The sequence below is a fragment of the Mycobacterium lacus genome (assembly GCF_010731535.1).
GTDB lineage: Bacteria > Actinomycetota > Actinomycetes > Mycobacteriales > Mycobacteriaceae > Mycobacterium > Mycobacterium lacus.
Window position 1 is genome coordinate 3,316,454 of record NZ_AP022581.1, and the last position, 21,310, is coordinate 3,337,763.

Consider the following 21,310-nt stretch of genomic DNA (forward strand, 5'->3'; position numbering starts at 1 on the left):
TCGAAGAAGCTGCCCGCCTGGGCGCCCAACTGTTGATGCAAGCGGCCCCAGGAGGACAGTTCTTACCGCTGGTCTTGACGGCTTACCGTGACCAGGTCGATCGGTGGGATGTAGCCGGTGATGCTGTTGATGGTGCGATGCAGGCCGTGGTGGAGCGCGTCGATGTCGCAGCGGGCCAGGCCGCCAGCGGTGGCGATGACGTGTACGGTGGTGAACGCCAAATCGTTGATGGTGCCCAGGATGCGGCGGTCGGCGGTCTTGGCCACGGCCACCTGGCAGGGATCAAGATCGCCGAGCGTATCGACGGGCAGGCCTTCGGCTTGCAGCGCGTCCTGGATCGCCGAGACGACGGGCGGGCCGATCGGGCGCAACCCGGCGGCGGTGACGTTCGGCATGAACACCGAGAACAAGGTTCTGGCGTGGGTCACCAGCAGGCATTTGCGCCGGTCGATCCTGATCAGGTGGGCATACCAGTCCTGCTGGCTGGCTTCGGCGATGGCCGGCTGAGACACCCGCAGCGGCGCCAACACCTTGGCGGTGCATCGCAGCATCACGAGTCATGATCGTAGGCAGAGCCACCGATGATCGGTATGCAAGAACGCCGTGGCTTGGCGCCGCTACAGTGTGGCGACGTGTTGGTTGCTGATCTGCATCACTTCCTCGACATGCCGCACGACGCTTCGGAGCCCGCGCGGCGCCTCGCGCAGCACTTGGGCGACATTATCCGGGCGGGCACCGCCGGCGAGGTCGGTGATCCGTGGGTGTCCGCATTGCCGTGTCGGCGCCGGCCGGCCCATCGACGCTGCCCCGGGCGGATGACCATCGCCATCGTGTGCGCCGAGGCGTCCGCGCCGATCCGATGGTGGTGCAGCGTCTGCGACGACGAGGGGGTGATCAGCACTGGGCTGACTCCCCATACGACCTCGGCCTCGCCGCCGAGGATGGTTCGCCGGCCTGACGCCACTCAACAGGCCACCACGTCGAAATCGCCGGGTCACGAACACTCCGAAGCCGGTTCACCGCAGGAAGCAGCTATATCGAGAGGAAGCGGGCTACCCAATCGGTTCGTCAACTCGTGAGACCCCGGCCTCAAAGCAAGGTGCGAGGCCGGGGCCATTCGACTAGAGCACAGACCCGCAGGTCATCTCCAACGCTGGTCCCGCAGCCGCTTGTTTCACCGGCCGCATCTGAGGCGACGGCGGGTGACTCGGCGAGCAACACGCTGTCGCCCTTTCGCTCTCCGCAGCTGCGGCTGAGTATGTCGAGCCGGGAGGGCTCGACTGTGAGCCCAAGCCAGCGCACGTATTGGGGATAGTCCGGTCGCTTGCGGTCCATCACCCGGAGGTCGAAGAACGGCCACAGCCGGGCCGATTCATAGACACGGTTGAGCTGCGGGAACCCGATGAAGGGGCGGAATCCCTCAACCGACCCGCCTACTCCGTCCAGGTACTGGAATGTAGCGCGAACGCCGGCCCCGGGACACCCCCGTCCGCCCGAAACGCGGACGTGCGCGTGGGCCCGTTTCCGCGTAGTATGCGCGCGCCGCGCGCCTCAAAGCCGTGTTGCCGTCGGGGTCAAGTGACACCGCCATGTCGACCGCCAAGACCTTGTTAAAACTGCCCGCGTCGACGTTAAGAAGCCGTAAACGACAGTCACGCTACGCCTTTCGATCAGGACTGTGGAGGCGTGGCTGGCTACATTTACGCCAACACACAGGGGGTCGTACGTGAACACACAGGAACGGGCTTCCGTTCCAGGTCGGCACGTTTCGAACACGAGGAGGCAATAGATGTCGTTTCTGACAGCAGTCCCCGAAGAGTTGGCCGCCGCGGCGGCGCAACTGGGGGCGATCGGCAATGCGCTCACCGCGCAGAACGCGGGCGCCGCGGCCCCGACCACCGCCATCGCTCCCGCGGCCGCCGACCAGGTATCGATCCTGCAGTCCGGAATCTTTACGGCGTACGGCGCTCTCTACCAGCAGATCGCCGCCGAAGCTCAGGCGATGCAGGAGCAGTTTGTGACCACCCTGGGGCTGAGCAGCGGTACCTATGCGTCCACCGAGGCGTCCAACGCGACTGCGGCGTCGCTAACTTCCGGCGGTGTGCCCGACCTCATCAACACGGTGAGCACGCTGCTCGGCGGACCCGTCACGAGCTTCGGGGGCCAACCGTTCAGCCTGTCGGGCAACACGGCCAACGTCATGAGCTACGAGTTTGGCAACTGGGCCTCCGCGTCGTCGAACCTGCTCGGTTTGACCGGCGGCGGCCTCCTCCCCGCCGAAGAGGCCGCCGCGGAGGCCTCGGCGCTTGGCGGGGAAGCCGCCTTGGGAGAGATTGAGGCGGCAGAGGGGGTCCTCGGCGCAGAGGCAGCGCTCGGCGGGGCTCCACTAGCGGGCCTGGGCGAGGCATCCGCGATCGGCGCTTTGTCGGTGCCGCCCAGCTGGGCCGGGCCGGCGACGCTGGTGTCGAGCACCACCACGGGCGCGCTCCACGGCGCGGGCTGGACGGCCGCGGCGCCGCAAGCCGCACCAGGGATGCTCTATCCCGGCATGCCGGGGTTGGCCTCGGCCGCGCGCAACAGCGCCGGCTTCGGCGCGCCGCGCTATGGCGTCAAGCCCATCGTCATGCCGAAGCCGGTCAGCGTATAGGCACCGGCGTCAAAGCGGTCGATCAAGCGTAAGTAAGCCAAAAAGGTAGGAACGAAATGGATTTCGCAGCATTACCCCCTGAGATCAACTCCGGGCTCATGTACACCGGTGCGGGCGCAGGACCGCTCATGGCTGCCGCGACGGCGTGGAACAACCTGGCCGCCGAGCTCAGCACCACCGCCGCCCAGTACGAGTCGATCATCACGGCGCTGACCACCGAGCAGTGGACCGGCGCGGGGTCGGCGGCGGCAGCAGCCGCAGCCCAGCCTTACGTCGCCTGGCTCACCACCACCGCGGCGGCGGCCGAGCAGGCGGGCGACCAGGCCACGGCGTCGGCGGCCGCCTATGAGGCGGCGTTTGCGGCGACGGTTCCCCCGCCGGTGATCGCTGCCAACCGGGCTACGCTGGCCGCGCTGGTCGCCACGAACTTCCTGGGGATCAACACGCCCGCGATCATGGCCACCGAGGCCCAGTACATGGAGATGTGGGTCCAGGACGCCATCGCGATGTACACCTACCAGGCCTCCTCGGCGGCCGCCGCGGTCCTTCAACCGCTGACGCCGGCGACGCAGACCACGAACCCGGCGGGCCCGGGCCTGCAGGCCGCCGCCGTCGCCCAGGCCGCAGCCTCCACGCCCATCGACGGGCTGGGCGGTATCATCTCCGGCCTGCAGAGCGAGCTGGCCAACCTCAGCCTCGGCACGTCGTCCATTGGTACCGGTCTCTGGGACCTTTTGCCCGCCAATGTGCAGAACCTGCTGACCGCGCTTGACGGCTTCCTCGGGACACCGCTCATTTTCAATGGCATCCAGCAGGTAGGCGTCACGGCGTCGTGGTTCGTCTTCGCCGCCATTCCCAACGCGATATTCCTGTCCAACACCCTCGCCAGCTCCGCGCCGGCCGCCGCAGCCGAGGGCATTGCCGAGGGTGCGGCCGGTGTGGCCGCCGCGGCCGAAGGGGTGGCAGCGGGGCTCGCCGGCGAGGTGTCGTCGGCCGGCGGCGCGGTCGCCGGCTTGGGCGAGGCGTCCTTGGTCGGCAGCCTGTCGGTGCCGGCGAGTTGGTCCTCGGCCGCCCCAGCGATGACCGTCGGCGCCTCGGCGCTGGAGGGCAGCGGCTGGACCGTCCCGGAGGAAGCCGCGCCGATGGCAGGCATGGCCGGGATGCCGGGAATGGCAGCAGCCGCCAAGGGCGCCGGTGCCTACGCCGGGCCGCGGTACGGCTTCAAGCCCGTCGTTATGCCGAAACAGGTCGTCGTCTGATGCCGGAAAAAAAGGGGGACATGTCACTCGTTTGAGGCCAGCCGTTAACCACCGCGCCGTAATCTTTGCGCGATCAATCGAAGACTTCGAGACACTAGGGAGACAGGGAGAATGACCTCACGTTTTATGACCGACCCGCACGAAATGCGGGCCATGGCGGGTCGCTTTGAAACGCACGCCCAGACGGTCGAGGACGAGGCCCGTCGGATGTGGGCGTCCGCGCAGAACATCTCGGGTGCGGGCTGGAGCGGCCAGGCGGAGGCGACGTCGCTGGACACCATGAGCCAGATGAATCAGGCGTTCCGCAACATCGTGAACATGCTGCACGGGGTGCGCGACGGGCTGATCCGCGACGCCAACAACTACGAACAGCAAGAGCAAGCCTCGCAGCAGATCCTCAGCAGCTAACGCCGTAAGCCGCCACTGCCCACCAGACTCGAATCAGGAGGACAAACCTATGACCATCAATTACCAGTTCGGGGACGTGGACGCGCACGGCGCCACCATCCGGGCGCAGGCCGCGTCACTCGAGGCCGAGCACCAGGCGATCGTTCGCGATGTGTTGGCCGCCGGGGACTTTTGGGGCGGCGCCGGTTCGGTGGCGTGCCAGGAGTTCATCACCCAGTTGGGCCGTAACTTCCAGGTGATCTACGAGCAGGCCAACGCCCACGGCCAGAAGGTGCAAGCCGCCGGCAGCAACATGGCCAGCACCGACAGCGCCGTCGGCTCCAGCTGGGCCTGACACCGCGCCTTTAACCGTGGCCTAACGCGTGGCCGCACACCGCGAGGTGTGCGGCCACGCTTGATATTTCGCAACTTCTCAAACCCGAACAAGCCGCGCGCCTTGCAATTGGCCGAAATTGCGCAATATAGCCGGTGAATTTGACGAGACCAGTCTGTCGGCGCCGATGGCCCGTCCAACCAACGCCTATGCATCACAATATTTTCGGAGTCTGATCCGCATCTAGTGGCCGTGCGGAGCGCGCTTGCAAACACGGATTTGGGCACACCGGAGTGAAAACTGACCGATCCTTTGCATTTGAGATCTCTATGAACTCCGTGACAACCCCATATGTGCTTGCGAGAATGGGGGCACCATGACGGCAATGTCAGGATCTGTACGTACTCAACGCCCACGTCAGGCCATTCTCGGGCAGCTGCCCCGGATTCATCGGGCCGATGGATCGCCGATCCGAGTGTTGCTGGTCGATGACGAACCCGCCCTGACCAACCTGGTCAAGATGGCGCTGCACTACGAGGGCTGGAAAGTCGACATCGCGCACAACGGGCGCGAGGCCATCGCCAAGTTCGACAAGATCGGCCCCGACGTCCTGGTTCTCGACATCATGCTGCCCGACGTCGACGGGCTACAGATCCTGCAGCGGGTCCGCGAATCCGACACGTACACGCCGACCCTGTTCCTCACGGCACGGGATTCGGTGATGGACCGGGTCACGGGCCTGACCGCGGGCGCCGACGACTACATGACAAAGCCGTTCAGCCTCGAGGAGCTGGTCGCCCGGCTGCGTGGCTTGCTGCGCCGGTCTAGCCATCTGTCGCCGCCGGCCGACGAATATCTCAAGGTCGGTGACCTCACGCTGGACGGCGCCAGTCGTGAAGTGAGCCGTGGCGGCACGCCGATGTCGCTGTCGTCCACCGAGTTCGAACTACTCCGGTTCCTGATGCGCAATCCGCGCCGCGCGCTGAGCCGCACCGAGATCCTCGACCGGGTCTGGAACTACGACTTCGCGGGGCGCACGAGCATCGTCGACTTGTACATCTCTTATCTCAGGAAGAAGATCGACTCCGACAGGGAGCCGATGATCCACACGGTTCGCGGGATTGGATACATGCTGCGACCACCGGAATGACCCTGCAATGACAGGGCACCGACACGCGCCATCCAGGAACATTCCGAAGTGGTTCCCTCGTTCCTTGCGCTGGCAGTTGCTCCTGGGCGTGTTGGGGGTTGTCAGCCTGGTCTTGGTCGCCGTCGGCGCCGTCTCGGTGCTGAGCCTGCGCGGCTATGTCGCCTCGATGAACAACGCGGAAGCCGCCGAATCCATGCGTGCGTTGAGCCACTCGTACGCGAGATACCGCGAGGGCGAACACACCTCGGCACATGCCGGCTCTACGCCGGTGTCGCAAGCGCTCCTGGAATTCACCGGACAGACCCCGGGGAACCTCATCGCGGTGCTTCGCGATGGTGTCGTCATCGGCTCGGCGGTCTTCTCCGAAGACGAACCCCGACCCGCGCCCGACGACGTCATCCGCGCCATCGAGGCGCGGTCGTGGACCGACGGCCCGCCACGTACCGAGAAACTGGGCAGCCTGGGCTCCTTTCGGGTCGCCAGCCACGCCGAAGGGTCCGACCGCCTGCTGGTCGGGGTGTCGTTGAGCCTCGCCAACCAGATCATCGCCCGCAAGTACATCACCACCACGGCGCTGGTCTCGGCCGCGTTGGTGGTCACGGCGGGGCTCACGATTTGGGTAGTCGGGTACGCCCTTCGCCCGCTGCGGCGGGTCGCCGCGACCGCGGCGGAAGTCGCGGCGCTGCCGCTCATCGACGGCGACCACAGAATCAGTCTGCGAGTTCCTGCGCAGGACACCGATCCGGGCAACGAGGTCGGAATCGTCGGGCACACGCTGAACCTGTTGCTGGACAACGTCGACAGCGCACTGGCCCATCGCGTCGATTCCGACCTGCGGATGCGCCAATTCATCACCGACGCGAGCCACGAGTTGCGGACTCCGCTCGCGGCGATCCAGGGCTACGCCGAACTCACCCGTCAGGACAGTTCGGACCTGCCGCCGACCACCGAATACGCGCTGGCCCGCATCGAGTCGGAAGCGCGACGCATGGCGTCGCTTGTCGACGAGCTCTTGCTGCTCTCTCGCCTGGGCGAGGGCGAAGACCTAGAAACCGAAGACCTCGACCTGACCGACCTCGTCATCAATGCGGTGAACGACGCCGCGGTGGCGGCGCCGAGCCACCGTTGGGTCAAGAACCTGCCCGAGGGCCCGGTATGGGTCAACGGGGACAACGCCCGGCTGCACCAACTCGTCAGCAATCTACTCACCAACGCCTGGGTGCATACTCCGGCCGACGTGACGGTGACCATTGGGATCACCTGCCACCGCAGCGGCCCCGATGCACCGTGCGTCGAGTTAACGGTTGCCGACGACGGGCCCGGCATCGATCCCGACATGCTCCCGCACCTCTTCGAGCGATTCGTCCGCGCCAACAAGTCGCGGTCCAGCGAGTCGGGCACCGGATTGGGTCTGGCCATCGTCAACTCGATCGTCAAGGCGCATCATGGCTCGGTCAGCGCCGAATCCGCGGACGGGCGGACGGTCTTTCGGGTGCGGCTGCCGATGATCGAGCAGCCGACCATCAAGACCGCTTAGCGCGACGGTGCCGGTCCAGCTGCTAAGAATCCGTTAAGGAAAGCCCGCGAGGGCGCGACCGCGCTTAGCCTTGGTCAGGTCGTCGTGAACGAAAGACAGATATGTCCATCGTGGTATACCTCCTGCTGACTATTGCCGTATTCGCTGCCCTCGATTTGACCCTGCGGTGGGGATCGTGAGCACCGCTAACGTCGTGGGCCTAACGCTGTCCGTCCTCATTGCACTGTTGCTTGGGGCCGCCCTGATCTTTCCGGAACGGTTCTAGTGAACGGCGCCGCGCCGGTTCTCGTGTTCCTCGCACTCCTGGTCCTCGCATTGGCGGTCGTGCACGTGCCGCTGGGCGACTATATGTACCGGGTCTACAGCTCCCGAAAGCATTCGCGCACCGAGCGATTCATCTATCGCTTGATCGGCGCCAACCCGGAGGCCGACCAGACCTGGAAAGCGTATGCCCGTAGCGTGCTGGCGTTTTCGGCGGTCAGCGTCATATTCCTGTTCGTCGTGCAACTCGTTCAGGGCCGGCTGCCGTTACATCTGCACGATCCGTCGACAAGGATGACCCCGGCGTTGGCGTGGAACACCGCCGTCAGCTTCGTCACGAACACCAACTGGCAGGCCTATTCTGGCGAATCGACCCAGGGCCATCTGGTGCAGATGGCCGGTCTGGCGGTGCAGAACTTCGTGTCCGCGGCGGTCGGCATGGCGGTGGCCGTCGCCCTGGTCCGCGGGTTCGCCCGCACCCGCACGGGCGAACTCGGCAACTTCTGGGTGGACCTGACACGCGGTACGCTGCGTATCCTGCTGCCGATCTCCATCGTCGGCGCGATCGTCCTCATCGCCGGTGGTGCCATCCAGAACTTCCACCTCAACGATCAGGTCGTCACCACACTGGCCGGTACCCGGCAGACCATCCCCGGTGGTCCGGTCGCCAGCCAGGAGGCGATCAAGGAGCTGGGGACCAACGGCGGTGGCTTCTACAACGCCAACTCCTCACATCCGTTCGAGAACCCGACCGCGTGGACCAACTGGTTCGAGATCTTCCTGATCCTGGTCATCGGTTTTTCGCTACCCCGCACCTTTGGCCGCATGGTGGACAGCAAGAAACAGGGCTATGCGATCGCCGCGATCGTCGGGGTCATGGCCGCCATCAGCGTCAGCTTCACGATGCTGTTCCAGTTGCAGCATCACGGCACCGTCCCGACGGCGGTGGGTGCGGCGACCGAAGGGACCGAGCAGCGGTTCGGGGTGGCGGACTCGGCCGTCTGGGCCGATGCGACGACGCTGACCTCCACCGGCGCGGTCGACTCGGTGCACGATTCCTACACCAGCCTGGGCGGCATGATGACGATGGTCAACATGCAGCTCGGAGAGGTCGCGCCGGGCGGCACCGGCTCGGGTCTCTACGGCATCTTGATCCTGGCAGTCATCACCGTGTTCGTCGCCGGGTTGATGGTCGGCCGGACGCCAGAGTACCTCGGCAAGAAGATCACACCGCGCGAGATGAAGCTCGCCTCAGGCTATTTCCTTATCACGCCGCTCATCGTGCTGCTCGGCACCGCGGTCGCGATGGCGTTGCCGGGCGAGCGCGCCGGCATGACCAACACCGGGCCGCACGGCTTGTCGGAGGTGCTCTACGCATTCACCTCCGCGGCCAACAACAACGGCTCCGCCTTCGCCGGACTCTCGGCCAACACGGTCTGGTACAACACCGCTTTGGGCCTGGCGATGATCTTCGGGCGATTCCTGCCGATGATTTTGGTGCTCGCGCTGGCCGGTTCGCTGGCCCGGCAGGGCAGCACGCCCGCGTCGAGCGGCACCCTGCCCACCCACCGGCCCCAGTTCGTCGTCCTGGTGGTGGGTGTGACGGTGATCCTGGTGGCCCTCACCTTCTTGCCCGCGCTGGCGCTCGGGCCCCTCGCCGAAGGGATTCACTGAAAAGTGTCGCGCACAACAGATCCCGGCAAACGGTCGCGCAATGGCTTGCTCGACCCCGCCTTGCTGCTGAAGTCACTGCCGGACGCGCTACGCAAACTCGATCCGCGCACCCTGTGGCGCAACCCGGTCATGTTCATCGTGGAGATCGGCGCGCTGTGGTCGACGGTGCTCGCATTCGGCGACGGTACCTGGTTCAGCTGGCTCACCGTGTTCTGGCTGTGGCTGACAGTGGTTTTCGCCAACCTGGCCGAGGCCGTCGCCGAAGGGCGCGGCAAGGCACAGGCCGATACCCTGCGTAGGTCGAAAGCCGACACCATTGCGCACCGCTTGACGGATTGGTCACCGGGCGCCGCCGGCACACCCGAGGACATACCGGCGCCGCTCCTGCAGCAGGGTGACATCGTGGTGGTCGCGGCGGGCGAGGTCATCCCCGGCGACGGTGACGTCGTGGAAGGCATTGCATCAGTTGATGAATCGGCCATCACCGGCGAATCGGCACCGGTCATCCGGGAATCCGGCGGTGACCGCTCGGCGGTGACCGGCGGGACGACGGTGCTCTCGGATCGCATCGTGGTCAAGATCACCCAGAGGCCCGGCGAGAGCTTTGTGGACCGGATGATCGCACTCGTCGAGGGCGCGAACCGGCAGAAGACCCCCAACGAGATAGCGCTCAACATCCTGTTGGCGGCGCTGACAATCATCTTCGTGTTCGCGGTGGCAACGCTGCAGCCGCTGGCGATCTACTCCAAGGCCAACAACCCCGGTGTGCCAGACACCCAAGCCCTCGACGCCGACGGCATCAGCGGCGTCGTCCTGGTGGCGCTGCTGGTGTGCCTGATCCCCACCACCATCGGCGCGCTGCTGTCGGCGATCGGCATCGCGGGCATGGACCGGCTGGTCCAACGCAACGTGCTGGCCATGTCCGGCCGCGCGGTCGAGGCGGCCGGCGACGTCAACACCCTGCTGCTGGACAAGACCGGAACGATCACGCTGGGCAATCGGGTGGCCGCGGAATTCATCCCAGTCCACGGGGTGACCGACGCAGAGCTGGCTGACGCCGCTCAGCTGTCCAGCCTCGCCGACGAAACCCCCGAGGGCCGTTCCGTCGTCGTCTACGCCAAAGAGGCCTACGGGCTGCGCGCGCGCACACCGGGAGAGCTCGCCAACGCTTCCTGGGTCGAATTCAGCGCGACGACCCGAATGTCGGGTGTCGACCTCGACGGACGCCAGTTGCGCAAGGGCGCGGCTACCGCGGTGGCCGACTGGGTGCTTCGTCACGGGGGCACCCTTCCCGCCGAACTTGGCCAGATCGTCGACGGCATCTCTGCGGCCGGCGGAACCCCGCTCGTCGTCGGGCAGCGGACCGCCGGCGCTGCGCAAGCGCTCGGCGTCATTCACCTCAAAGACGTGGTCAAGCACGGCATTCGCGACCGTTTCGACGCGATGCGCCTGATGGGCATCCGGACGGTAATGATCACCGGCGACAACCCGTTGACCGCCAGGGCGATCGCGGAGGAGGCCGGGGTCGACGAATTCCTCGCCGAGGCCACTCCCGAGGACAAGATGATGCTGATCAAGCGTGAGCAGCAGGGCGGTCGGCTGGTGGCGATGACCGGTGACGGCACCAACGATGCCCCGGCGCTGGCCCAGGCCAATGTCGGGGTGGCGATGAACACGGGCACCGCGGCGGCGAAGGAAGCCGGCAACATGGTCGACCTGGATTCCGATCCCACCAAGCTCATCGAGATCGTGGAAATCGGTAAGCAACTGTTGATCACCCGTGGCGCGTTGACGACGTTCTCCATTGCCAACGACATCGCTAAGTACTTCGCGATCATTCCCGCGATGTTCGTGGCCCTGTTCCCCGGCCTGGACGTCCTCAACGTCATGCGGCTGCACTCCCCGGAATCGGCGATTCTTTCGGCCGTGATCTTCAACGCGGTTGTCATCGTCGCTCTGATTCCGTTGGCGCTGCGCGGTGTTCGATATACGCCGAGCCGAGCGTCGAAACTGCTCAACCGCAACCTTTACCGGTACGGGGTGGGTGGTCTCGTCGCCCCATTCGTCGGGATCAAGCTCATCGACCTGCTGGTTCAACTACTCCCCGGGATGGGCTGAGATGGACTTCGGGAACATCATTCGCCAACACTGGGCCGCGCTGCGCGCGCTGCTCGTCTTCACCGTGATCCTCGGCATTGGCTACCCGCTGCTCATCTGGCTGGTCGCGCTGGTCCCCGGCTTACACGACAACGCGGAGGGCTCGATCATCACGGCGGGCGGCAAACCGGTCGCCAGCGTGCTCATCGGCCAGCTGTTCACCGACGCCTCGGGCAACCCGCTGCCACAGTACTTCCAGAGCCGGCCGTCGGCCGCCGGCAACGGATACGACCCCACGTCGAGCGGCGGCAGCAACCTGGGACCCGAAAGCGTCGTCGACACCCCGGCCGATCCGGCCAAGCTGGCTGGCGGTTCCAGTCCGGCCGACGCCGGTTTCAAGGCAAGCCTGCTGACCCTGGTGTGTTCGCGCAGCGCGGCCGTCGCCAGCCTGGAAGGTGTCGACGGATCACGCCCGTTCTGCACCGGCGGCGGCGTCGGGTCGGTGCTGTCGGTGATGGGCCCGCGCGACGCGCGCGGCTATGTCGTCCACCCGACCAGGGTGGTCAGTGTCAACGAGGCATGCTCGACGACACCACGGCCGTTCCTGGACTTCTACGAGGGCGTTCGGGTCGAGTGCGCAACGTTCGGCCAGGACTACTCCAGCGGCCAGATCGTGCCCATCCGTGGCGCCGCTCGCAGCGATCCGCAGGTCCCCGCCGACGCAGTCACTGCCAGTGCCAGCGGCCTGGACCCGGATATCTCACCGGCCTACGCCGAGATCCAGGTGGCCCGGGTGGCCAGGGCCCGGCATGTCACACCGGACCAGATACGCCAGGTTGTGCGGCAGCACCGAAGCGACCGCGCCCTTGGGTTTTTGGGTGAGACACGGGTGAATGTGCTGCAAGTCAACCTGAACCTGGACCACAGGTATCCGGTCGCGAACTAGCAACCAAGGGGGATGATGGATCACGTGAGCATCGCCGACCACCATCCCAAGCGGGGAGAGCTTCGCATCTACCTCGGCGCGGCTCCGGGTGTCGGCAAGACGTACGCGATGCTTGGAGAGGCACACCGGCGCCTGGGACGCGGCACCGACGTCGTGGCGGCGGTGGTCGAGACCCACGGACGCGCGAAAACCGCTGAGCTGCTTGACGGCATCGAGGTTGTTCCGCCGCGCCACATCGAATATCGCGGCGTTAGCTTCGCCGAACTCGACGTGCCCGCGGTGCTCGCCCGGCATCCGCAGGTGGTCCTGGTCGACGAGCTCGCCCATACCAATACGCCGGGCAGCAAGAACGAAAAACGGTGGCAGGATGTCGAGGAACTACTCGAGGCCGGAATCACGGTGATCTCGACCGTCAACATCCAGCATCTCGAGAGCCTCAACGACGTCGTCGCCCAGATCACCGGCATCGAACAAAAAGAGACGTTACCGGACTCGATCGTGCGCGAGGCGTCGCAAGTCGAGCTCATCGACATCACACCAGAGGCATTGCGCCGCAGGTTGTCTCACGGCAATGTCTACGCTCCGGAAAGGATCGACGCGGCGCTGTCCAACTACTTCCGCCGTGGAAATCTCACCGCGCTAAGGGAATTGGCGTTGCTGTGGTTGGCCGATCAGGTCGACACCGCACTGGCCAAATACCGCGCGGAGCACAAGATCACCGACGTGTGGGAGGCCCGTGAGCGCGTCGTCGTGGCGGTAACCGGCGGTCCGGAATCCGGGACTTTGGTGAGGCGAGCATCGCGGATCGCGTCGAAGTCCAGCGCGGAACTCATGGTGGTGCACGTCCTGCGCGGCGACGGCCTGGCCGGCCTGTCGGAGGCCCGCATGAGCAAGATTCGCGAGCTGGCGAACAGCCTCGATGCCTCCCTGCACACGGTGGTCGGCGATGACGTGCCCAACGCGTTACTCGATTTCGCGCGCGAGATGAACGCGACCCAGCTGGTGATCGGGACGTCGCGCCGGCCTCGGTGGGCGCGCCTCTTCGATGAGGGTATCGGCCCGACGATCGTGGAGCGGTCGGGCAAGATCGACGTACATCTGGTCACCCATGAGGAATCCAAGCGGGGCCTTCGAGCTACGCGGATGTCGCCCCGCGAACGACGGGTGGCATCCTGGCTCGCGGCGTTCGTCATTCCCTCGCTCATCTGTGCGGCCACGGTTATGGTGCTGGACCGATATCTCGACACCGCCGGCGCAAGCGCATTGTTCTTCGTCGGGGTGCTCGTGGTGGCCCTCCTCGGAGGCGTTGCCCCGGCCGTGCTTTCGGCGGTGCTGTCCAGCCTGTTGCTGAACTACTTTCTGACGGCTCCCCGGCACACATTCACCATCGCGGAACCCGACGCCGCGGTCACCGAGGTGGTCCTGCTACTGGTCGCCGTCGCGGTCGCGGTCCTCGTCGACGGTGCGGCCAATCGCGCGCGGGAAGCCCGAATCGCCTCGCAAGAGGCGGAACTGCTAACGCTTTTCGCCGGATCGGTGTTGCGCGGTGCTGACCTCGAGATGCTGCTCGAGCGGGTGCGGGAGACCTACTCACAGCGTGCCGTCAGCATGCTGCGAGAACATGCCGGCAGCGGGTATGTCATCGCATCGGTCGGCAAAGATCCCTGTGCCACCGTCGAATCCGCCGACACCGCGATCGAGGTCGGCGGCCAAGAGTTCTCGGAGTTCTGGATGCTGCTGGCGGGCCGCAAGCTGGCCGCGCGTGACCGCCGCGTGCTGACCGCGGTGGCCAAGCAAGCCGCGGGCCTGGTGCGGCAGCGCGAGCTGGCCGACGAAGCCAGCCGGACCGAGGCCATCGTGCGGGCCGACGAGCTGCGGCGCTCCCTGCTCTCGGCGGTCAGCCACGACCTGCGCACGCCGCTGGCGGCGGCCAAGGTCGCGGTGTCTAGCTTGCGGGCCGAAGACGTCGCCTTCTCCCCGGAGGACACCGCCGAATTGCTGGCCACCATCGAGGAATCGATCGACCAGCTCACCGCCCTGGTCGGTAACCTGCTCGACTCGTCGCGGCTGGCCGCCGGCGTGGTTCGCCCGGACCTGCGCCGGGTGTATCTGGAGGAGACGGTGCAACACGCACTGGTCAGCATCGGCAAGGGCGCCACCGGGTTCTACCGATCGGCCATCGACCGCGTCAAGGTTGACGTCGGTGACGCCGTGGCAATGGCCGATGCCGGGCTGCTCGAGCGGGTGCTGGCCAATTTGATCGACAACGCGCTGCGATACGCGCCCAACTGCGTGGTCCGGGTCAACGCGGGACAAGTCGGCGATCGGGTCCTGATCAACGTCATCGACGAAGGCCCCGGTATTCCGCGCGGGACCGAGGAACAGCTCTTCGAACCCTTCCAGCGACTGGGGGACCATGACAACACCACCGGTGTCGGTCTGGGGATGTCGGTGGCGCGCGGCTTCGTCGAGGCGATGGGCGGCACCATTACGGCCGGCGATACGCCTGGAGGCGGACTCACCGTCGTGGTGGATCTGGCCGCACCGGAGGCCTGCGTATGACCCGCGTGTTGGTCATCGACGACGAGCCGCAGATCCTGCGCGCGTTACGTATCAACCTGTCCGTGCGCGGCTACGAGGTCGTCACCGCATCCACCGGTGCCGGCGCCCTGCGCGCCGCCGCCGAGCACCCGCCCGACGTGGTGATCCTCGATCTCGGCCTGCCCGACATTTCGGGCATCGAGGTGCTGGGCGGCCTGCGCGGCTGGCTCAAGGCACCGGTGATCGTCTTGTCGGCACGGACCGATTCCTCGGACAAAGTCGAGGCCCTGGACGCCGGCGCCGACGACTACGTCACGAAACCGTTTGGGATGGACGAATTTCTGGCTCGGTTGCGCGCCGCGGTTCGCCGCAGCGCCGCGGCGTCCGACACGGACCAGCCGGTCATCGAAACGGGCGCCTTCACCGTCAACCTAGCGGCGAAGAAGGTCACCAAGGACGGTGTCGAGGTGCATCTCACCCCGACCGAATGGGGCATGCTCGAGGTGCTCGTGCGCAATCGGGGCAAGTTGGTCGGCCGCGAGGAACTCCTCAAGGAGGTATGGGGACCGGCGTATGCGACCGAAACCCATTACCTGCGGGTGTATTTGGCGCAGCTGCGCCGCAAACTCGAAGACGACCCGTCGCATCCCAAACACCTGTTGACCGAATCCGGTATGGGCTATCGCTTCGAGGCGTGAACCACCATCTGCCACACGCGTGACTGGCTCGGACGACACTCTTTTTGCCCGGCTCATCGCGACAGCTTGGCCGCAGCACGCAAAGCCAGCACTCGCTGGCGGATCCGATATTCGGTGGCACGCGGGATATCCGCCGATCGGTATCGACCTCGCCCGAGCCGGTAAACCCTGCCTCGTTCGATCTCCCAACGCAATGCATCCGATATGGCCTTAGACGCCCTGCCGCGGACGCAAAAGCCATGCCAGCGCAGCGCATCGATCATTTCGGCGATAGTCGCTGGTCCGTGTTGGGACAGGTGCATTGTGAGCACGTACCGAACCTCAATTCCGTGAAGGCACAACGAGTTTTTCATGGCCCAACAGTGGCATGCGGGTATGACATCGACCGGAGTTGTCGCTGTGAGGTGGGCAAAACGGGTGTCGCCTGAGCCAGTGACGCGTGTGGCAGGTGGTACTCACCCGGCGATCGACAGCACGATGCCGTCGAGGATGTCGCGTTCGCTGACGATCAGCTCGTCGATGCCCGCCCGGGCGCGCAATTCGCGCGCCAACTCCTCGGCCACGATCGCACCACCGCCGATCACGTCGGCCCTGCCCACGTGCATCGGTGGCAGCGCGGCACGCTGGGCACGTGTCATGCCGATCAGCCGGTCGCAGACAGCCAGCAGATCGCTGCTGGCGATCCGCGAAAGATGAATGGCCGCAGCATCATACGTCGTCATGTTCTGGGCCAGTGCGGACAGCGTGATCATCGTCCCGGCCAGCCCGATCCAGGTCCGGGCGCTTTCGACGGGAACCACACGCAGCGCGGCATCGAGCCCTTCGACGACGACCCGGCGCGCTGCCGCCACTTCCTCCGGTGTCGGCGGGTCTGAATGCAAACAACGTTCGGTCAGCCGTACACAGCCAATGTCGGCCGAGTAGCTGGCTGCTACCCCACCGTCACCCAACACTATCTCGGTCGAGCCCCCGCCCAAGTCGACAACAACGAAAGGTCCACGGGCGCTATCTAATTCGCTGACGACGCCGCGGAAAGACAATTCGGCCTCCTCGGTGCCGCTGATCACCTCGGCAACCGCTCCCGGCAACACCGCGCCCAGCACGTCGGCCGTCATCGCAAAGAACACATCGCGATTCGCGACATCGCGGACCGCCGATGTGGCGACCATTCGAACTCGCTCGACGCCGTGCATCCTCAGCAGTTCGGCATAGTCCGCCAGTGCGGCCCGGGTGCGCGCGATCGCGTCCGGCGCAAACTGACCCGTCGCGTCGACTCCTTGACCCAGCCGGACGATGCGCGTCTCGCGATGCACGTCGCGAAGCCCGCCGTCGCCCGCTACGTCGGCGATCAGCAAGCGAATCGAATTGGTACCACAGTCGACACCGGCCGCCGTCAACGCCACAGCTCACCGACCAACACTGGAGCCATCGCCGGCTCGGCGGCCAACCGCGCGAGCGCCTCGTCACCGAGCGGGTTCACCCCGGGGCCCTTGGCCAGCGAATGCGCGATCAGCACGTGCAGACACTTGACCCGGTCGGGCATGCCTCCGGCGGAAACCGTGGTCCCCAGCGGCTCGATCGCGTCACGCTCGGCCAGATACGACTCGTGCGCCCGCCGGTACGCGGCGGCCAGTTCGGCGTCCCGCCGCAGCCGCTCGGTCATCTCACGCATCAGTCCGGCGGTCTCCAGCCTGCTTGCGGCCGCCGTGAGCGTGGGATGCGTCAGGTAATACAGGGTCGGAAACGGCGTCCCGTCGGGAAGTTTCGGCGCCGTCTTCACCACGCCGGGTTCACCGTTGGGGCATCTGTAGGCGATCTCGAGCACGCCTCGCGGCTCGCGACCGAGCTGGCGCGCGACCGCTTCCAGGTCGGCACGATCAACCACCGGGCGATGTGAGATTCGGCGAGGCGGGCGGCATCGGACCAGGTGGTGCCGGCTCGGGCGCCGATGCCGCCGGACCCGCGGCTGGTGGTCGGTGTGGTTTGTCGGCGATCGTGTGCCACAGCGACGTGTACCAGGGCTCGCTTCGGGCCGGTTTCGCCGCGTCAGACCCGGGTGGCGGGGATGCCGTCGCCGTCGGCGGAAGCTGGACCTGAAACGGAATGTCGCCCGGCATCACGAAACCGAGGCGTTCGCGCGCCTGCGCCGCGATGTACGCCGGGTCGGCGAGCCTGCCCTTCTGTTGCTCGAGGTCGGCGATCTGTCGGCGCAGCGCGGCTTCCGTCGCGGCCAGCTGCGCCATCTCGGTGCGCTGCGCGAAGTAGGTGCGTACCGGCCCGGTGATGGTCAGCGTCAGCACGCAGACAACCGCGGCCAGCACCGCCGCCCGTCGCGCGGTGAAGCCCAGCCGCTGGTCGGACCGCAGCTCGATCGACTCGCTGATCGAGCGTTTGATGGGTTCGACGACATGCTCGCGCAGCGTGCGCGCGTTGTCGCGGTTCGCGTGCGGCGCAGCAGAAGGTTTGGCAATCCGGCGGCCCCGAGCCGAGTCCCCGGCTTTCCCCGGGCGCGATGCCGGGGAACGGCGCTTCGGATCGGGCTTGGCCGTCAACCTATTTCGCCTCGTACGCGTATCGGGGAAATGCCAGGTCGCCGGCGTAGCGCGCGGCGTCGCCGAGCGCCTCCTCGATCCGCAGCAGCTGATTGTATTTGGCGACTCGCTCGCTGCGGGCCGGCGCGCCCGTCTTGATCTGCCCGCTGCCGACGGCCACGGCCAGATCGGCGATCGTGGTGTCCTCCGTCTCCCCGCTGCGGTGGCTCATCATCGTGCGGTATCCGCTGTGGTGCGCCAGCGCGACGGCGTCCAGCGTTTCGGTCAGCGTGCCGATCTGGTTCACCTTGACCAGCAACGCGTTTGCGACGCCTCGTTCGATGCCCTCGTCGAGGCGTTCGGGATTGGTGACGAAGATGTCGTCGCCGACGATCTGCACCCGATCGCCGATCGCCGCCGTCAGCGCCGCCCAACCGTCCCAATCGTCTTCGGACAGAGGGTCTTCGATGGACACCAGCGGATAGGCGCCGAGCAGTTCGGCGTAGAACTCGGTCATCTGCTCGGCGGTGCGGGTCGAACCTTCGAACCTGTACCCGGTGCCATTCGTGTAGAACTCGGTGGCCGCCGCGTCGAGGGCCAACGCCACGTCGGCGCCGGGCTTCAACCCCGCCGACTCGATGGCCCGGCTGATCAGATCCAGCGCGGCGGTAGTGCCGGCCACGTCCGGGGCGAAGCCGCCCTCGTCACCCAATCCGGTGGACAGCCCATGCTTCTTCAGGACCGATTTGAGCGCGTGGTAGACCTCGGCGCCCCAGCGCAGCGCCTCGACGAAGCTGGGGGCGCCGATCGGAGCCACCATGAACTCCTGGATGTCGACCGCGGTGTCGGCGTGCGCGCCGCCGTTGAGGATGTTCATCATCGGCACCGGCAGGATGTGCGCGTTCGGCCCGCCGAGGTAGCGGAACAGCGGCAGCTCCGCGGAATCGGCGGCCGCCTTGGCCACGGCCAGCGAGACACCCAGGATCGCGTTGCCGCCCAGCCGGGACTTGTCGGGAGTGCCGTCGAGATCGACCAGTGCCTGGTCGATCAATCGCTGATCGTCGGCGTTGAGGCCGATCACCGCCGGGCCGATCTCATCGAGGACGGCTCGCACGGCCTTTTTCACGCCCTTGCCGCCGTAACGCTCGTCGCCGTCACGCAGCTCGACGGCCTCGTGCTCTCCGGTGGACGCGCCGGACGGCACGGCAGCGCGGGCGAATGTCCCGTCGATCAGTGCCACCTCGACCTCTACCGTCGGGTTACCCCGGGAATCGAGGATCTCGCGGGCCCCAACCTGCTCGATAATCGGCACCGGATTCTCCTTTTGCGTCGCAGCCAACTGAACAGTGCCCCGGACCGCCCTTTAGCGTAAAGCCTTCAGTCAGCGATCCATCCTGCTACAAGGGGTGACCCGCCGCGTAGGCGGTCGCCCAGTCCCGGACGGCCCGGGCGTAAACGCCGGAGTTGTTGTAGGCCCGCAGTGCGGTCATCCATCCTCTGGGCGTCGCGAGATCCTTTCCGCGCCAGCACAAGTAACCCGCCGCCGAGAGCGCGGCATCGTCGATATTGTCCGGGCTCACGATGCCGTCGTTGTTGGCATCGACCCCGTATAGGCGCCAGGTCTCGGATATGAACTGCATCGGTCCCATCGCACGCTCTACCCCGGCGTCACCGTCCAGACCGCCCGCGTCGCTGTCCACGATGCGCAGGGTGCCGCCGGTGCCGTCGAGGCGAACGCCCCTGATCGGGGGAGTCACATCCCCGTTGGGCGCTATCGTCGCGCCGCGATAGGTACCGTTATGACTCTCCACCTGCCCGATGCCCGCAAGCGTGGTCCATGCCAGATGGCACTTCGGATTCTCGACCTCGGCGACGCGGGCCGCGTAGGCGTAGGCCTCCAGCGCGATGACCGGCATTTCCAGCGCCGGGGCGCGCCGCTCCGCCCAGTCACGCAACTGATCAGCGGGCCGACCGCTGGCGTGCGTGTCGACCGGCGGTACCGGATCCCCGGCGGGCGGCGGCACGCCTTCGGGGATGAAGAGGCTGAGCTGCCAGGTGCAGCTGGACGCCATCAGCATCGAGGTCGCACCTATGACGGCGACCGCGCGCAACCAACGCCTCGGCGACACAAAAACTCCCCTGCATGCCTGCCCCTTTACTTGCGGGCCACGATCATCGTCCCATGGGTCTGGGGCCAACCCCCATCGCCGCAGGCCAAAACCACTATCGGCGGCCCTTGCGCCGTTTGGAGCCCGAGGCTTTCGGAGCGTCCTGCGGCTCCTCCTCGGCCTCGGCGGTCGACACAGCCGAAGGCCAATGCGCGCGCCACTCCTCCTCGGTGATCACGCCAAGCGGAGTTACGTCAAGCTCCGCGGCGACGTTGTTTCCACGGCGCGCGGCGGCAACTGCCTTCTCGACACTGCGAACGGTGTTCACGAAATCCAGAACCGCTGTGCGCAGCTTATTTTCCGCATCGACATCAGCCGAGACCGAAATCGAGGTGATTTCGGGGGGAATCAGGTCGGCCGGCAGCCCAGCTTTGTCGACACGATGAATCACCTTCTGCGCCAACGCTAATGCCGGCTGACCAGTATGCACGTCGCAAAGCAACGAGTTCCGGGACTTCTCGGCAGCCTTGGCTTCCTCCCACTGCGCCAACTGATCTTCGAGCGAAATAGTCTCGCCCGCAAGAACTCCCGGCACCCGATTACCCAGTTTGCGCATCAGCGTCTCGGCGACATCGTCGATGGTGAAGGGAAGCTGCGAAGCGTCCTCGGCGATGCGGGCGTGGAAGAGTATCTGCAGCAGCAGATCGCCGAGTTCTTCGCGCAGCTGGTCGACGTTGCCGCTGTGGACCGCGTCCAGCAGCTCGTATGTTTCCTCCAGCAGATACCTGCGCAACGAGTCGTGGGTCTGCTCGCTTTCCCACGGTCCGGCGGTGCGCAGTTTGTCCATCATCGCCACGGCGTCAACCAACCGTTCCCCACGCGGGGCGTCTGGTGCCGAAATCAGCCGGGCGCCGGCGGCCAATCGTGCCACCACGGCGGGGTGGTTGGGGTCGGACGACAGCAACACCGGCGCGTCGTCCCCGGTGTGCACCGGATGCGCCGCCGGCAGCGTCCAGGGCACCGCGACGGGCATCTCCTCGGTGTATTGCACCTCGCCGCTCAACAACCCGATGGCTTCGACAGGCACCAGCGACGGACGACGAGGGTCGACCAGGACGACGATCATAAGCGCCGCTCTCC

At 66.3% G+C, this 21,310-nt stretch carries 20 protein-coding genes; 12 read left to right on the forward strand and 8 right to left on the reverse strand.

What is annotated here, in order from left to right; all coding sequences use genetic code 11:
- Nucleotides 1–62 precede the first annotated feature (62 nt).
- Nucleotides 63–551, reverse strand: a complete 489-nt coding sequence (locus G6N24_RS15220) for a DUF6933 domain-containing protein (RefSeq protein WP_085161769.1) — start codon at nucleotides 549–551, stop codon at nucleotides 63–65.
- 1,238 nt (nucleotides 552–1,789) lie between these two features.
- Here G6N24_RS15220 and G6N24_RS15225 point away from each other — a divergent pair.
- The 12 genes from G6N24_RS15225 (at nucleotide 1,790) to G6N24_RS15280 (ending at nucleotide 15,531) form a co-directional block, all read left to right on the forward strand.
- Nucleotides 1,790–2,647, forward strand: coding sequence for a PPE family protein, SVP subgroup (locus G6N24_RS15225; RefSeq protein WP_085161768.1), 858 nt, complete (start codon nucleotides 1,790–1,792; stop codon nucleotides 2,645–2,647).
- Between the two features lie 56 nt (nucleotides 2,648–2,703).
- A complete protein-coding gene (locus G6N24_RS15230; RefSeq protein ID WP_085161767.1) occupies nucleotides 2,704–3,906 on the forward strand; it encodes a PPE family protein in 1,203 nt (400 codons plus the stop codon).
- Nucleotides 3,907–4,017: 111 nt separating this feature from the next.
- A complete protein-coding gene (locus tag G6N24_RS15235) occupies nucleotides 4,018–4,314 on the forward strand; it encodes a WXG100 family type VII secretion target (protein WP_163745460.1) in 297 nt (98 codons plus the stop codon).
- A 49-nt stretch (nucleotides 4,315–4,363) separates the two neighbouring features.
- Nucleotides 4,364–4,648, forward strand: a complete 285-nt coding sequence (locus G6N24_RS15240) for a WXG100 family type VII secretion target (protein ID WP_085161053.1) — start codon at nucleotides 4,364–4,366, stop codon at nucleotides 4,646–4,648.
- Between the two features lie 355 nt (nucleotides 4,649–5,003).
- Entirely contained in the window at nucleotides 5,004–5,777 is a 774-nt protein-coding gene (locus tag G6N24_RS15245; protein ID WP_085162560.1) for a response regulator transcription factor, read from the forward strand.
- A 7-nt stretch (nucleotides 5,778–5,784) separates the two neighbouring features.
- The gene (locus G6N24_RS15250; protein ID WP_085162561.1) at nucleotides 5,785–7,314 is read left to right on the forward strand and encodes a sensor histidine kinase; all 1,530 of its coding nucleotides are present in this window, start codon (nucleotides 5,785–5,787) and stop codon (nucleotides 7,312–7,314) included.
- Between the two features lie 175 nt (nucleotides 7,315–7,489).
- Complete coding sequence (locus G6N24_RS15255) at nucleotides 7,490–7,579, forward strand: potassium-transporting ATPase subunit F (RefSeq protein ID WP_139822587.1); 90 nt, start codon at nucleotides 7,490–7,492, stop codon at nucleotides 7,577–7,579.
- Entirely contained in the window at nucleotides 7,579–9,249 is a 1,671-nt protein-coding gene (kdpA, locus tag G6N24_RS15260) for a potassium-transporting ATPase subunit KdpA (protein WP_085162563.1), read from the forward strand. The genes G6N24_RS15255 and kdpA overlap by 1 nt, the downstream gene beginning before the upstream one ends.
- A gap of 3 nt (nucleotides 9,250–9,252) precedes the next feature.
- On the forward strand, nucleotides 9,253–11,367 hold the full coding sequence (gene kdpB / locus G6N24_RS15265) for a potassium-transporting ATPase subunit KdpB (RefSeq protein WP_085162564.1): 2,115 nt from the start codon (nucleotides 9,253–9,255) through the stop codon (nucleotides 11,365–11,367).
- A 1-nt stretch (nucleotide 11,368) separates the two neighbouring features.
- On the forward strand, nucleotides 11,369–12,292 hold the full coding sequence (locus G6N24_RS15270; RefSeq protein ID WP_085162565.1) for a potassium-transporting ATPase subunit C: 924 nt from the start codon (nucleotides 11,369–11,371) through the stop codon (nucleotides 12,290–12,292).
- A 12-nt stretch (nucleotides 12,293–12,304) separates the two neighbouring features.
- Nucleotides 12,305–14,854 (forward strand): sensor histidine kinase, encoded by a 2,550-nt coding sequence (locus tag G6N24_RS15275; RefSeq protein WP_085162566.1) that lies wholly within the window; start codon nucleotides 12,305–12,307, stop codon nucleotides 14,852–14,854.
- Nucleotides 14,851–15,531: a response regulator gene (locus G6N24_RS15280; RefSeq protein WP_085162567.1), complete on the forward strand. Its 681-nt coding sequence runs from the start codon at nucleotides 14,851–14,853 to the stop codon at nucleotides 15,529–15,531. The genes G6N24_RS15275 and G6N24_RS15280 overlap by 4 nt, the downstream gene beginning before the upstream one ends.
- 53 nt (nucleotides 15,532–15,584) lie before the next feature.
- Here G6N24_RS15280 and G6N24_RS24800 read toward each other — a convergent pair whose 3' ends face one another.
- From G6N24_RS24800 to G6N24_RS15315, 7 genes are all read right to left on the reverse strand, one after another.
- Nucleotides 15,585–15,884 (reverse strand): hypothetical protein, encoded by a 300-nt coding sequence (locus G6N24_RS24800; protein WP_085162568.1) that lies wholly within the window; start codon nucleotides 15,882–15,884, stop codon nucleotides 15,585–15,587.
- Between the two features lie 102 nt (nucleotides 15,885–15,986).
- Nucleotides 15,987–16,934 (reverse strand): Ppx/GppA phosphatase family protein, encoded by a 948-nt coding sequence (locus G6N24_RS15290; protein ID WP_085162569.1) that lies wholly within the window; start codon nucleotides 16,932–16,934, stop codon nucleotides 15,987–15,989.
- The gene (locus G6N24_RS15295) at nucleotides 16,925–17,416 is read right to left on the reverse strand and encodes a DUF501 domain-containing protein (RefSeq protein WP_085162570.1); all 492 of its coding nucleotides are present in this window, start codon (nucleotides 17,414–17,416) and stop codon (nucleotides 16,925–16,927) included. The genes G6N24_RS15290 and G6N24_RS15295 overlap by 10 nt, the downstream gene beginning before the upstream one ends.
- A complete protein-coding gene (locus G6N24_RS15300; RefSeq protein ID WP_085162571.1) occupies nucleotides 17,409–18,083 on the reverse strand; it encodes an FtsB family cell division protein in 675 nt (224 codons plus the stop codon). The genes G6N24_RS15295 and G6N24_RS15300 overlap by 8 nt, the downstream gene beginning before the upstream one ends.
- Before the next feature lies 1 nt (nucleotide 18,084).
- Nucleotides 18,085–19,374 (reverse strand): phosphopyruvate hydratase, encoded by a 1,290-nt coding sequence (gene eno / locus G6N24_RS15305; protein ID WP_085162572.1) that lies wholly within the window; start codon nucleotides 19,372–19,374, stop codon nucleotides 18,085–18,087.
- An 85-nt stretch (nucleotides 19,375–19,459) separates the two neighbouring features.
- Nucleotides 19,460–20,191 (reverse strand): lytic transglycosylase domain-containing protein, encoded by a 732-nt coding sequence (locus G6N24_RS15310; RefSeq protein ID WP_085162573.1) that lies wholly within the window; start codon nucleotides 20,189–20,191, stop codon nucleotides 19,460–19,462.
- A 94-nt stretch (nucleotides 20,192–20,285) separates the two neighbouring features.
- The gene (locus tag G6N24_RS15315) at nucleotides 20,286–21,296 is read right to left on the reverse strand and encodes a nucleoside triphosphate pyrophosphohydrolase (protein ID WP_085162574.1); all 1,011 of its coding nucleotides are present in this window, start codon (nucleotides 21,294–21,296) and stop codon (nucleotides 20,286–20,288) included.
- Nucleotides 21,297–21,310: the final 14 nt, after the last annotated feature.

What these genes read in the sequence shown, in the direction of transcription:
- G6N24_RS15225 (WP_085161768.1), top strand. Translation starts at nt 1,790, where the DNA reads ATGTCGTTTCTGACAGCAGTCCCCGAAGAGTTGGCCGCCGCGGCGGCG.
- G6N24_RS15250 (WP_085162561.1), top strand. Translation starts at nt 5,785, where the DNA reads ATGACAGGGCACCGACACGCGCCATCCAGGAACATTCCGAAGTGGTTC.
- G6N24_RS15315 (WP_085162574.1), bottom strand. Translation starts at nt 21,296, where the DNA reads ATGATCGTCGTCCTGGTCGACCCTCGTCGTCCGTCGCTGGTGCCTGTC.
- G6N24_RS15220 (WP_085161769.1), bottom strand. Translation starts at nt 551, where the DNA reads ATGCTGCGATGCACCGCCAAGGTGTTGGCGCCGCTGCGGGTGTCTCAG.
- G6N24_RS15240 (WP_085161053.1), top strand. Translation starts at nt 4,364, where the DNA reads ATGACCATCAATTACCAGTTCGGGGACGTGGACGCGCACGGCGCCACC.
- G6N24_RS15230 (WP_085161767.1), top strand. Translation starts at nt 2,704, where the DNA reads ATGGATTTCGCAGCATTACCCCCTGAGATCAACTCCGGGCTCATGTAC.
- G6N24_RS15275 (WP_085162566.1), top strand. Translation starts at nt 12,305, where the DNA reads ATGATGGATCACGTGAGCATCGCCGACCACCATCCCAAGCGGGGAGAG.
- G6N24_RS15245 (WP_085162560.1), top strand. Translation starts at nt 5,004, where the DNA reads ATGACGGCAATGTCAGGATCTGTACGTACTCAACGCCCACGTCAGGCC.
- G6N24_RS15270 (WP_085162565.1), top strand. Translation starts at nt 11,369, where the DNA reads ATGGACTTCGGGAACATCATTCGCCAACACTGGGCCGCGCTGCGCGCG.
- G6N24_RS24800 (WP_085162568.1), bottom strand. Translation starts at nt 15,884, where the DNA reads ATGAAAAACTCGTTGTGCCTTCACGGAATTGAGGTTCGGTACGTGCTC.
- G6N24_RS15280 (WP_085162567.1), top strand. Translation starts at nt 14,851, where the DNA reads ATGACCCGCGTGTTGGTCATCGACGACGAGCCGCAGATCCTGCGCGCG.
- G6N24_RS15235 (WP_163745460.1), top strand. Translation starts at nt 4,018, where the DNA reads ATGACCTCACGTTTTATGACCGACCCGCACGAAATGCGGGCCATGGCG.